General features: G+C 38.2%; 12 protein-coding genes. 7 read left to right on the top strand and 5 right to left on the bottom strand.

Going from position 1 to position 12,854, the window contains the following annotated elements; translation table 11 throughout:
• Nucleotides 1-4: 4 nt before the first annotated feature.
• Nucleotides 5-664 (top strand): amino acid ABC transporter permease, encoded by a 660-nt coding sequence (locus tag J2X07_RS15970; RefSeq protein ID WP_310260892.1) that lies wholly within the window; start codon nucleotides 5-7, stop codon nucleotides 662-664.
• Between the two features lie 13 nt (nucleotides 665-677).
• Nucleotides 678-1,412, top strand: a complete 735-nt coding sequence (locus tag J2X07_RS15965) for an amino acid ABC transporter ATP-binding protein (RefSeq protein WP_396194418.1) — start codon at nucleotides 678-680, stop codon at nucleotides 1,410-1,412.
• Nucleotides 1,413-1,630: 218 nt separating this feature from the next.
• Here the strand turns inward: J2X07_RS15965 and J2X07_RS15960 are convergent, their stop codons facing one another.
• Nucleotides 1,631-2,545 (bottom strand): DMT family transporter, encoded by a 915-nt coding sequence (locus tag J2X07_RS15960; RefSeq protein WP_310260890.1) that lies wholly within the window; start codon nucleotides 2,543-2,545, stop codon nucleotides 1,631-1,633.
• A gap of 343 nt (nucleotides 2,546-2,888) precedes the next feature.
• On the bottom strand, nucleotides 2,889-3,776 hold the full coding sequence (locus tag J2X07_RS15955) for a formate/nitrite transporter family protein (RefSeq protein WP_310260888.1): 888 nt from the start codon (nucleotides 3,774-3,776) through the stop codon (nucleotides 2,889-2,891).
• A gap of 150 nt (nucleotides 3,777-3,926) precedes the next feature.
• Between J2X07_RS15955 and J2X07_RS15950 the strand changes: the two genes are divergently transcribed.
• Nucleotides 3,927-4,103, top strand: a complete 177-nt coding sequence (locus tag J2X07_RS15950) for a hypothetical protein (RefSeq protein WP_310260885.1) — start codon at nucleotides 3,927-3,929, stop codon at nucleotides 4,101-4,103.
• Nucleotides 4,104-4,419: 316 nt separating this feature from the next.
• Here the strand turns inward: J2X07_RS15950 and J2X07_RS15945 are convergent, their stop codons facing one another.
• Entirely contained in the window at nucleotides 4,420-4,779 is a 360-nt protein-coding gene (locus J2X07_RS15945) for a DUF4383 domain-containing protein (protein ID WP_310260882.1), read from the bottom strand.
• 327 nt (nucleotides 4,780-5,106) lie between these two features.
• Here J2X07_RS15945 and J2X07_RS15940 point away from each other — a divergent pair, with 327 nt between their 5' ends.
• The 3 genes from J2X07_RS15940 (at nucleotide 5,107) to J2X07_RS15930 (ending at nucleotide 9,211) form a co-directional block, all read left to right on the top strand.
• Entirely contained in the window at nucleotides 5,107-6,297 is a 1,191-nt protein-coding gene (locus J2X07_RS15940; protein ID WP_310260878.1) for a M14 family zinc carboxypeptidase, read from the top strand.
• Nucleotides 6,298-6,446: 149 nt separating this feature from the next.
• Entirely contained in the window at nucleotides 6,447-6,650 is a 204-nt protein-coding gene (locus J2X07_RS15935; RefSeq protein WP_310260876.1) for a hypothetical protein, read from the top strand.
• Between the two features lie 341 nt (nucleotides 6,651-6,991).
• Entirely contained in the window at nucleotides 6,992-9,211 is a 2,220-nt protein-coding gene (locus tag J2X07_RS15930; RefSeq protein ID WP_310260873.1) for a YhgE/Pip domain-containing protein, read from the top strand.
• 415 nt (nucleotides 9,212-9,626) lie between these two features.
• Here the strand turns inward: J2X07_RS15930 and J2X07_RS15925 are convergent, their stop codons facing one another.
• Both J2X07_RS15925 and J2X07_RS15920 read right to left on the bottom strand, forming a co-directional pair.
• Entirely contained in the window at nucleotides 9,627-10,898 is a 1,272-nt protein-coding gene (locus J2X07_RS15925) for an MFS transporter (RefSeq protein ID WP_310260870.1), read from the bottom strand.
• A gap of 24 nt (nucleotides 10,899-10,922) precedes the next feature.
• Nucleotides 10,923-12,239, bottom strand: a complete 1,317-nt coding sequence (locus J2X07_RS15920; protein WP_310260867.1) for an ectonucleotide pyrophosphatase/phosphodiesterase — start codon at nucleotides 12,237-12,239, stop codon at nucleotides 10,923-10,925.
• Between the two features lie 180 nt (nucleotides 12,240-12,419).
• Here J2X07_RS15920 and J2X07_RS15915 point away from each other — a divergent pair, with 180 nt between their 5' ends.
• Nucleotides 12,420-12,833: a hypothetical protein gene (locus J2X07_RS15915; RefSeq protein WP_310260864.1), complete on the top strand. Its 414-nt coding sequence runs from the start codon at nucleotides 12,420-12,422 to the stop codon at nucleotides 12,831-12,833.
• Nucleotides 12,834-12,854: the final 21 nt, after the last annotated feature.

Genomic DNA, 12,854 nt, shown 5'->3' with positions numbered 1-12,854 from the left:
ACGCATGTTTGATATTGCTCATATTCTGGATGTATTAGTGGATAGTTATCCACTGTTTATGAAAGGTTTATGGCTGACTTTGAGGCTTACAGTGGTATCCATTTTAATAGGAACCGTTATTGGTCTCATTTTTGCCTTATTCAAAATTTCAGGTATAAAAATCTTAAATTGGATTTCAAACATTTATATAGCAATCATTAGGGGAACACCTTTAATTGTTCAAATCTTTATCTTTTATTTTGGTTTAGCTCAACTCGGAATCCCTGCATTCTGGTGTGCTGTTTACGGTCTTGCGATGCATAATGGAGCATATATTGCAGAAATTTTTAGAGGATCGATCCAGTCAATTGATAAAGGTCAAATGGAAGCAGGACGTTCATTAGGAATGCCTTATGGATTAACAATGAGAAGAATTATACTTCCGCAAGCCTTCAAACGAGCACTTCCGCCATTAGGAAATCAATTCATTATCGGGCTCAAAGATTCTTCGTTGGCTTCGTTTATTGCGCTTACTGAACTATTTAATGTTGCTACAACTCAAGGCTCAAGAACATTCGACGAGATGACGTATTTAATCATCGTTGGAATGTATTATCTTGTTTTAGTCCTTCTTTTCACACTGCTCGTGAATCTATTAGAAAAGAAACTTTCAGCTGGTGAATAGGGAGGGGATTCAAATGAAAAAAGAAATGATAAGAATAGAAAACTTGAAAAAGAGCTTTGGTGATCTTGAAGTTTTAAAAGAAGTAAACTTAGAAGTAAAAGAAAGTGAAGTTGTCGTATTAATCGGAGCTAGTGGATCTGGTAAAAGTACGCTCCTTCGCTGCATCAATTTTCTTGAGATAAAAAATGGCGGGAAGGTCGTTATTGAGGGGGAAGAAATTGATCCCAAATCACACAACCTGAACGAAGTGAGACAAAAAGTAGGGATGGTGTTTCAGCATTTTAACTTGTTTCCGCATAAAACAGTGCTTGAAAATGTAATGGAAGCACCGCTCATGGTAAAAAAAGAGAATAAAGCTGAATTAAAAAAATATGCGATTGAGCTTTTAAGAAAAGTTGGTTTATCAGACAAAGCTGATGTATATCCTGCCAAGCTTTCTGGCGGTCAAAAGCAGCGTGTTGCGATTGCGCGCGCGCTTGCCATGAAGCCTGATATTATGCTCTTTGATGAACCAACATCAGCACTCGATCCCGAACTAGTAGGAGAAGTGCTCGCAACAATGAAAGAGTTAGCTCAGGAAGGAATGACGATGGTCGTCGTAACGCATGAAATGGGATTTGCGAAAGAAGTAGCAGATGAAGTCGTTTATATGCATGACGGTCAGATCTGGGAAAAAGGAAACCCTCAGGAGCTGTTCGACCATCCAAAAGAAGAGCGCACACAAGATTTTCTGCGGTCTATTTTATAAAAAAGGTCTTTTCTGAAAGATTGTTGCGTTTAAGGCATAAAGCACCTTCATTGAAAAGTTAATTGAAGTGCAAGGTGCGAGACTCCTGGGGGACAAGTGGGGCTCACCGCACACACTAAGGAAAGCAAGCCACAAAGAGAAGAGATTAACCTCTTTCAAAAACAACAAAATTTACGAAGATAGCCTATAAAAAAGGGTGCAAAATTGCACCCTTTTTCTTATGTTCTTTTTAGTGCTTTATCGAGTTCGAATGTATTCTTTCTTTCTTGGATGAGGAGTACAGCACCTAAAACGAGCAGGATTCCAAGCAGTTGAACAAATGAAACGGCTTCCTTATAAAGAAATAGCCCCATTACTGTAGCTACGACCGGTTCAATCGTCGACACGATTGAGGCTTTACTTGCCTCGACTTGTTTTAATCCATTTGTATAGAACCAGTATGCAAGAACAGTAGGAAGCAACCCTAATCCTGCCGTATATCCTAGCACTTTTCCGCTTAATAATTCAATATTCGCATCAGCGATATGACTGATTGGAAATAATACAATAAGAGCAAAAAGAAAAGTATAAAAGCTGATCGTTAGCGTTTCATATTTCTTTCCTGCGAGTTTTCCGAAGATACTATATAGGGAATAGCCAAAACCAGCACCTAACCCTGTAAGCAGCCCTGTCCAAGACAACTGCGAGAATTGACCAGAGAACAGACCAGAAACTAGCGTACAGCCAAAAAAAGTAAGGAACAAGGCAATAAGCTTCTTTATAGTTAGTGTTTCTTTAAATACGAAAATTGAAATCAATAAAACAAATACAGGGGCTGTATACAATAGTATGGCAGCGATGGCTAATGAAGCATTCTGTATGGTCGTAAAATAACACCAGTTGAAAAAGGTAATGCTTAAAATCCCTGTTCCAATAAAGTACCAGCTGTCTTTCCAGTGAATTTTTAATAACCGCGGCTGGTACAAAACAATCCAAAGGAAGAAAAAAATTAGGGCGCTCATTGCTCTTAAAAAAACAATTTGTAATGGAGTAAATCCTATAAGGGCAAGTTCTTTAACAAAATAACCGATGATTCCCCAAAGAGAGGCACCGATCACAATATGGAAATAAGCTATCTTTGTTCTGTAAGACATGAGTTGTCATCCTTTTTATTAAAGCAGTTTTCGTAAACTTTGATGCTGAAAAAATGGAGTGTTTGATCTCCGTTTCAGGATGCTTGCTTTCCGCGGGGCGTGCGGTGAGCCCCTTCGTCGCTTTGCGACATTGAATGGTCTCTCCTGTCCCACTGATCCCGCAGGAGTCTCGCACCTTGCACTCCGATCAACTTTCAACGAAGTCTCTTTACGAAAATGACTAACAATCTTTTAGAAAAGAGCATTTTGAAAAGAGCTAATATTGATTATCATTCTTTCGGCTATAAATGAACTGTAACAAAAAACACCTCCACTGTATATGACAATAGAGGTGTGACTAGTTTCATTTCTTCTTGTTTTTTTTCTTTTCTTTTTCAAAAACTTCTTCCTCTTTTTTGACGATATCATCATCAATATGTTCTTTAAAAGCAAATGATAATAAGAGAGAGACAAGGATGCCTCCGCCGATTAAGTTCCCGATCGTTGCTGGAATAAGATTGAGCAGTATAAAATGCCACCAACTGTATTGAAAGCCCTCTAAAACAGAAATGCTGAAATATCCCATATTTGCTACAGCATGCTGGAAATTGCCAGCTTCGAATATAATTACAGGCATTAATATACCAAATATTTTTCCCATTACGTCCCTTGCTGCTGTTGCCAATACCGCTGCAATCCCAATAAGCCAGTTGGCAAGAATCCCCGAAAATAAAACTTGAAACCAGCCCCATACACCTCGGTCAGTAAATTCCATCTTTTTTTCCATGAACTTTATCAATCCGTCATAAAACTCTTTATCAAGAGATCCTGACATATTCAGCAAAAACCCTACAAATAAAGCTCCTAAAAAGTTACCCGCATAACATATGCCCCAAAAGCGCAGCACTTTTTTGCTGATCCAATATTTACTTTGTAGAATATAGCTGGGCAGCAGAACATTAATCTCTGTAAATAGAATAGATCCGGATAAAAAGATCATCGCATACCCGATAGCAAATCCTATACCTGAAAGCAGGTTGTATATACCTGGAGTATGGACGTTCATAGACAAAAGGACGGATCCTAATGCACCAAAAGCAATAAATGAACCGGCCATAAACGAAAGAATAAATTGGGCAAGAGTTGTGATTTGAAGTGAAGCTTTTCCTTCTTCTATGAAGTATTCAACGATCTGTGCTGGGAAAAAGTACTGACGGTCTGGTATATCCATTGTTTTTTTTTCTTTTTTCATTTATGATCCCTCGTGTTTTGTCTTGCGTACTTTATTACTCTTCCCACAATAAAGTCCATACAAAACCTTAGAAAGTAAGAAGTATTGCAATTGTAATCAAATATGAATAACGGAACTGTGGTAAAATGAAGTATGAAGGGAAGTGGCCACTTGAAAACAGGCAACTTATTTAACCAAGGAGACAGCGTAACCGTATTAAAAACGGGGGAGTCTTTGACCATATCGAAATTTCAATTTGTAAAACATATGAAGAAATATTGCTATAAAGTGCAAGAACAGCCAAATACGTTTTATTTTGAAGAAGAATTTGAAGGCAGTAAAAAATAACACTAGTTCCATTATAAATACTCTTTTCTAAAAAATTGTAGCTACAGAGATATTTTTCAGAAGTACTTCATTGAACTGTTAATTGGAGTGGAAGGACGAGACACCTCGAAAATGAACTGCAATTTTCTTCGTGATATAACGCTTCCGAAGTTTTTCTTGTCCTGCGGGATCAATGGGACAGTCCGAAAAACTGAAACGGTTTGTATCCTGGAGCGGAAATCAACCACTTTCAAAAGCAACAAAGTTAACGAAAACAGTCACATAAAAAGAGCATTCCGCTAAATAAAATGGAATGCTCTTATTTATTGATGAAAAATTATCTGGCAACCGTGTTAGTTGCTTGTTTTGAAGCAGGTGAAGCAAACCCGACATATAGAGAAGCGAAGGCGATAACAAAATGAAGGATGTTAGTTGCGATCATAAACATGATTCCTGCAAAATCATGCATGAATAATCCTAGTATGGCTACCAGTAAATAAACAGCTCCGAATACCTTTGCGTATAGAATACTTTTTGCTTCACTCGAACTCATAATCAAAGCAATAATACCAGAAGCTAGATGGACGATATTATGAGAAGTTGTTAGATGAAAAATACCTTCCATTGGAAGAAAGAACCCTACTACCCCAAGAATAAGAAAAACGATACCTAAAACCTTTACAAATTTACTTGCCATTGTAAACCCTCCTTTTAAATTTTAAATTCATACAATTACAAACATTTTATTCCACTTTTTACGGAATATTAAACATTTTGTACAGTTTTTGTATGACAAAAATAGAATTAATTTTTAACAGTTATTGTACAATTATTCTTTTAGAATTAAAAAGGTTCTTGTTTTACATTTTTGTTTGAAAATTACCAGAAACATATGAGGTTTGACTTAAATTCAGTAAACAAAATGAAATAATAAAAGCTACTAAACTCATGCGCGCCTATTTTATTTCCTCTATATAATTTTAATATATTCAAATAATATTAGAATTTGGAAGGAGAAGTTGGTGTGAAAAAAGGACTAGCAGGGTTCATAACAATTGTTATACTCGCGCTTTCGGGTCTGGGGAGTAAGGCTGAAGCAGCAAGTTATGTAAATCCAAATCAAACCTATACATATGAAACATTAACAAACAACATAAAAACACTTGCACAGAAATATCCGGGATTGGTTCAATATCGTTCCTTGGGGAAAACTGCTTATGGCCGTGATATCTGGGCAGTTAAGCTAGGGAGAGGTGATGCAACGGTTTTGTATAACGGTTCTCACCATGCAAGAGAGTGGATCACGACCAATATTTTGATGGAAATGATTGATCAGTATAGTGAAAAATACTCTTTAAACGGTACAATGGATGGCTACAATGTAGCAGAGGTATTGAATAATACATCGATTTGGTTTGTCCCAATGACCAATCCAGATGGAGTAACTCTTCAACAAAAAGGGCTTGCAGCTTTTCCAGCTTCGTCACAAGCAAATTTAATTAAAATGAACGGCGGCAGTAAAGATTTTAAAAGATGGAAATCAAATGCTCAAGGAATTGATCTGAATAGACAATATCCGGCTCGCTGGAAAGAAATTTCTAATAATGCAACGGCTCCATCTTATAAGGATTACAAAGGAAAAGCACCACTAGAAACAACGGAAGCCAAAGTACTAACGACACTTACTTCTTTAGTAAGTCCAGAACTTACAACTTCGTATCATACAGCAGGAAGAATTCTGTATTATCATTTTAACTATGGAAGCGGTACATATGGAGGGGACAAGGCGTTAGGAAGCACACTTGCCAGTATGACAGGCTACAGATTAATTCCGCCTGACACAAATTTATCAAGCGGTGGTGGATATAAGGATTGGTTCATTCAAACTTATAAACGCCCAGGTTTCACATTTGAATTAGCTCCATATGCTGGCGAAACAAATGTTCCAATTTCAGCATTTAATGATGAGTGGGCTCGAAATAAAAAAGCGGGTCTCTATATGGCATTAGAAGGAGATAAGCGCTGGGAAAAACGAATCACCCATATTACTAAAACGATCAAGTTAACGGCAAAAGTTCCTTTGTATGACCGTCCGGATACTCGGCATAAAATGGCTGCTGCAAGCCTGTATCCAGGATCTTATACCGTCAATGCAGCCTATGGCAACTTTTATCGGATTAAAACCATTCTTGGACCGAAATGGATCGTTCAATAAAATATAATACGACTATTAACATGAGATGACCAAGAAGGTAGTTTACCTTGCTAAGGTCATCTTTTTATATTTTGGAAAATTTATTATGAGGAATAATCACGATTAAGTAAGAGAAACAAAGATCGTAAATTTTAAAAGGAGGAAATTTTATGCAAATGCAAAACCAAAACCAAAATATGAGGCAGAACCAACAGTTGATTTATCAAAATCCGCCTGCGATGATTACTGGAAAAGATCTGAATTATATTAAAGATATGCTGTCTTGGAACTTGCTTGGGGCTAAAAAAGCACATGCTATGGCTGCTCAATGTCAGGATGCTGAAATAAAAGCAACTCTTGAAAAAAGCTTGTAAAAGGCATGGAAGTCACTATAACCGAAGTTTTCTAATCATAGGTCTCAAATACCGATGCATGGCCGAACACAATAAGAAATAGGTTGCATTCGCTTTGTCCATTTCCGTGGGCAAGGCTTTTTTTGTTTAATAAAATTTTCTTGTTTTTCCCATTGTAATGATTTGGTACTAATTCATTGGTATATCAAAATACTACTTTAGTGTAGTGTGGTCTAGTAAAATATATGTGTTTTTCGGAAGATACTAGCTTTCTTAATGTTATTTGAATATTATGATAATTAATGAATGAGGAGCCATTCATTTTTATTTTAAAAAGTCTTACACATTTGGAGGGAATCTGAATGACCATTTTTAATTTGCTTTCCGCGGAATTTGCAAAATTGGCAGCTAGTAAAGCCATTCTATTATCTGTCATCGCTGCGTTGCTTGTGCCTGTTGTGTATGGGGGAATTCTTTTATCCGCAACATGGGGGCCCTATGATAATCTATCAAACTTGCCCGTTGCAGTTGTGAACAATGATAAGGGGGCTGTTTCTGGCGATCAAGCCATAAACGTTGGAGATGATTTAGTAGCCAATTTGAAGTCTGGAAAAGATTTAGGCTGGAAATTTGTAAATTCAACAGCAGCCATGAAAGGGCTTCAAAAGGACGACTATTATATGGCCATTATCATACCTGAAGATTTTTCTCATCGTGTAACGACCGTATTGGATCCTAATCCGAAAAAACTTGAATTAGAGTACATTCAAAATGAGGGACTTAACTTTTTAGCATCAAAAGTAACAGAAACGGCCACACAAAGAATTCGCGAAAAATTGGGAGATACCATAACTGAGCAGTACGTTGCAAAAGTGTTTTCAAGTTTAGGAGATGTGTCGACTGGATTTGGGAAGGCGGCAGATGGCTCTTCTCAGCTTGCAGATGGAACAACGAAACTGCATAAAGGGACAAGTGATCTCGTAAGCTCTGTCACTTCTAAACAATCAGATATTACGAAGCTAGCTAACGGTACAAAAGAATTGAAGAGCGGAACAGGACTGCTGTTAAGTAATCTGAACGATAAATCAGGTGATATACAAAAACTTTCAGATGGATCTTCACAGCTCCATGATGGAACGGTTACCCTTCATAACGGGACAGTTAGCCTTCATGATGGAACGGTTAGTCTAAAGGATGGGACGTCTCAAATTTTAGGAGGTTTGCAGAAAGCGCAAGCCGGCAGTCAAACTCTAAATGACGGTGTATCACAAAAATTAGTTCCAGGAAGCAGAAAAGTTGCAGATGGGACAGGCAAATTAAAAGTTGGATCCGCAAAGCTCGCTGCCGGAGCTCAAAAACTAGTAGCAGGACTAAAAGAATATAAAAAGGCTAATCCAACTGTTAATGTGGGACCTTATTATCAGCAGATTATCGATGGGGCAGAAGAAATTTCAGCTGGATTGACGAGCTTATCCTCCAAGTCTGTTGCACTTAACGATGGAGCCGTTTCGGTTGCAGATGGAATCGCTTACAAGGTGGCGCCTGGTACTGCCGCACTTAATGATGGGCTTAATAAACTAGTTGCCGGTCAGATAAAAGTTGATGCAGGAGCCGGTAAACTGGAAGCAGGTGCAGGGAAGCTTGAAGCAGGTTCCAGTAAACTAGAAGCTGGTGCTGGCCAAATTGCAGATGGAAATGCCAAAGTAAATAAAGGATGGGGGGATTTAACTACAGGTGTTTCAAAGTTAGATGCAGGTGCCGGAAAAATATCTGATGGGAACCAAAAAGTAGACGAAGGATGGAAAAGACTTTCTGCCGGAGCGACGAAGCTGAATGATGGAGCCGGGAAAATCAATGACGGAAGTGAAAAGCTATCTTCTGGTTTGAAAACAGGAGCTGAAAAAACAGGGGGACTGAATAAAACAAACGATAATATAAAAATGTTTGCTGCTCCCGTAAAATTAAAAAGTGCATCTGTTAACGAATACCATCATTATCGTGATTCTACAGCACCATATGTTCTGACTCTCGGTCTTTTTGCAGGGATCTTGATCATGTCTCTATTCATAGACTTTAAAAGACCTTCATTTGTATCAAGCTTTAACTGGTTTGCTGTGAAATTTATGAACTTGGCAGGATTAGCCATTGTTCAAGCTATATTACTCTTAGCTGTCGTACTTCTTATCCTCAGGGTAGACGTCAGTAATCCATTTGGGCTGATTTTGTTCGCCATTGTTGTAAGCGTTGTCTTCTCTGCGATTGTCCTTTTCTTAGCAGCACTTGGAGGAAACGTTGGGCGTTTTATTGCCTTAGGATTTGTCATCTTGCAGCTATCAATCACAGGGGCGAATCTGCCCATTGAAATGCTGCCTGAAAATTTAAGAAGCCTAAGTGAGTATCTTCCATTTACGTATTCCATAGCAGGTTTTAAAGACGTAATCTCACTTAATAACATAGGATCAGCATTCTCAAATATGTTCATACTCTTAACATATCTTGTCGTATTTGCTTTCTTGTCATTTGTCGTTTTCAACTTTAAAAAGAAAAGCGTTCAAAAAACAGACAGAGAAGCGATGGCTTAAAAACCCAGTAATAAAAAAGGGGTCTGTCCCGGGTCTGTCCCCGGGACAGACCCCTTCTTTATATAGAACGCTTCGGCAAGCATTAAGTGCCCACAAAAAAAGGCAAAGAAAAGACCCGAAAAATGAGAAAACTTTTTTGGGTCATGCATCTAATTATTTGGCTTTTTCTAAAAGCGGTTTTTTAAAAGATTGTTGCTATTTAGTAAGTGGTTTCAAGCAAATCTTCTTTGAAAAGTTAATTGGAGCGGAAGGGCGAGACTCCTGCAGGAAGAGTGGGACAGGTTAGACCATTCAATGTCGCAAAGCGACGAATGGGCTCACCGCACACCCTGCGGAAAGCGAGCCACTGCAACGGAAATTAACCTCATTCAAAAGCAACAAAGTTTGTGGAAACAGCCAATGATTGAAATATCCCCTATGCACTTATTGTGTGAGATGAATCGACTTTCGGTTCTGGTACGAATACAAGAATGGTTATGCCAATGATGAATAGGATAACAAGACTGAATACAGCACTAGCTGAGTTACCTGTAACCTGAGCCGTAACAGCAATCAATAGCGGCCCCATTATGGAAGCAAATTTCCCAAAAATATTGTAAAATCCGAAAAACTCATTAGCGTTCTTTTTAGGAACAAGTTTCGCAAAATAAGCACGGCTTAATGCCTGAATCCCACCTTGTGATGTTGCGACAAGCATAGCCAAAATCCAGAAATCTGTCGTCGTTTTTAAAAAATAAGCATAAATACAAACGATAATATAAACACAGATTCCTACATAAAGCATCTTTTTGCCTGTAAACTTTTCAGCTAGCCTGCCGTATAAAATAGCAAAAGGCGCGGCAACTACTTGTGTAGCGAAAAGAATAATCAATAGATTCGTAGAGCTGATTCCTAAATCAGAACCGTATGCAGTAGACATCGTAATGATCGTACCAACACCATCGATATAGAAGAAATAAGCCAACAAGAATAAAAACAAAGCCCGGTACTTTTGAATTTCTTTTAACGTTGCACCAAGTCTTTTAAAGCTGTTAGGAACAAGCTTTGGTTCCCGTTCAATGCCATAGCGCTGATAAACATTCTTCAAAAGCGGGATACTGAATAATCCCCACCAAACAGCTGTTATCAAAAAAGCAATCTTACTCCCTGTTGCAGTTGAGATCGGAAGTATTCCCTTTTGAGCTAAAACAATGATCGCAATACTAATAATAAACGGAATCGTACTGCCAATATAACCTAATCCATAGCCCCGAGATGAGATTCTGTTCATTCGTTCCTCAGTTGTTACATCTGTTAGAAAAGCATCGTAAAAAACATTCGAACCGCTCGATCCTATTGCCGTAAACGTATAAAAAATTAATAATAGCAGCCATTGGTCACTCGGAATAAAAGCAAGTACGGCAGTCGACACAATCCCTAATGAAAAAAAGAACGTGAAAAACCGTTTCTTTAGCCCTTTGTAGTCGGCGATCGTCCCTAAAATAGGACTCAGCATGGCTAAAATAAATGTTGAGATGGCGATGGTATAACCTAAATAAGCTGTGGAGTTTGAAGCACTTACTCCAGCATTTGTGGCAGCCGCTTTAAAAAATAAGGGGAACACAGCAGTTGTTATAATGATTGAATAAGCAGAATTTGCCCAATCATAATACATCCAGCTATTTTCTTCTTTCGTAAACCGTTTCATTGGCTTTATCCTCTCTGTAACGATTTATTTTTCAAAATCAATTATCAGTTCTTCAATTACTCTTCCGTCTGTTTCTCCTAAGTTGAGTCCGAGCAGCCTTGCAAAAGTAGGACCTTCATCAACTAGGTTCATGGATGGAACAACGGTGTTTTGACGAATGCCATTTCCTGCAGCCATAAAGATGGTTTTATAATTGTCCTTTTCTGGAGAATAGCCATGTGAAGCGAAAGTATAGCGTTTTTCTCGTACATCTCTTTTTGAGATAGGATCAATAAATGCTCCATCCAGATTTTCCTTGATATAAAACCCAAGTCTGGCTTCAACCATAAACGCACATTTGTCGTCTGCTCCCATTGAAGCAGCTTCTTCTTGGCTGTAAACTTTCTCTATGCCGTTGGATTCATCTTGTAATAGATTCTGCAAAAGCTTGCCTACTACCTCCTTTGTGTTTGAATCTGATGGTTCATTCAAATAAATATATGCAGATCCATCACAACTTTTGCAGTAAGCTTTCCAATGGGTTACGAGCCCTTTTTCATTCACTTGAATCAGACCGTTCTTCTGAAGCAAAACATTCAGTTTTACCGCTTTTGATTCATCGAGTGCACTATGGTCTCCTAATGCGATAAGGGTTGATTGATCATAGATTCCGCTTTCCTTTAAGGCATCAACAATTCTGCCGAGACGTACATCATGCCGGCGTATGGCATCCATCGCTTCATTAGATGAAAAACCATGATAATGCCGCTGCGAGTCTAAATCTACTAAATGAATGAGCATGAGCTCCGGCTTTTTCATTTTAATCGTGTGGACAGCTGATTCCAAGACAAAATCATCAAGCTCAGGCTGGTTTAGACCATTTCTAAGATGGCCAAATCGGCGGTTCATATCCAGCTGGTAGAGCATGCTGCCATTAAAAAGAGAGACAGGAATTTGGTGGTGCCAGGACCGGTTCGCAAAAATCTCTGGCATATGATAATCAATATTTGCACGAGCCGTTACTGGCCAAAGTAACGCAGCCGTTTTCATTCCAGCTTTCTTCGCTTCATCATATAAAGTCGTCCCTTTTATATGCTTACGATGCCAATACCAATCAGGGGAAGTTCGGCCGGGCTGAATCAATGTATTATTAACGATTCCATGCCGCTTAGGATAATTCCCCGTAATAATAGACGTATGACAAGGATATGTAACAGAGGGATAAATCGATTTTACTTGTGTGCAATAGGAACCTCTCGCTAAAAACTCTTTAAAATGAGGAAGCTCCTTTAGCACAGGAAAATCTAATGCGGATAAACAATCAAAAGAAACCACGATTAAGTGATTAGTTAAACGTGCCATATGGACCTCCTGTCTACGAAAATTAAGTTGGTGTTGCAATACATGGTAAATAATAACATAATGAAAATGGTTATTGTGTGAAGTTAGTTGGAATTTTTGGTAGAATAGCAGACAAATCTTTTATTCCCAGTGGGATGGAAGTGCAGAATACAAAACAATTTGAGGTGGTGTGGTGAAAAAATGGTGAAATGGATATTAGGAATTTTTCTCACTCTATTATTGGTAATAGGTGTAGGCGGCTACTTTTTTGTGAAAGATTATGCTTCAGATACAGCTTTGAATGAAATATCGAATCAGCTGGCTATTAATGAAGATGAAATCAATCAGCTGCTCGACGATCCAGAGATAAGAAAATACGTTGAATCAGGCGAAACTCCTCCAGGAAACTTGCTTTTCACAACAAAAGAACAAGCCATCAAGCTCATTTCTAAAAAATACACACTAAATGAGTTTCTGAAAGTAAAAGACAAAATTGCTGCGGGATTAGACGAAAAGGGCCAAGTCGCAATGTATAAAGAATTTCAACAAAAATTCTCCAACGAAGAATTACTTGCACTAAAGGTAGTGGCGTTAAAAGAAATTAAAAAGCATTAAACAATTAAAAATTGAAAGGCT

It is taken from the genome of Fictibacillus barbaricus, assembly GCF_031457135.1.
GTDB lineage: Bacteria > Bacillota > Bacilli > Bacillales > Fictibacillaceae > Fictibacillus > Fictibacillus barbaricus_A.
Note: the sequence above shows the minus strand (reverse complement) of the source record. Positions and strands in the feature narration are given on the sequence as shown.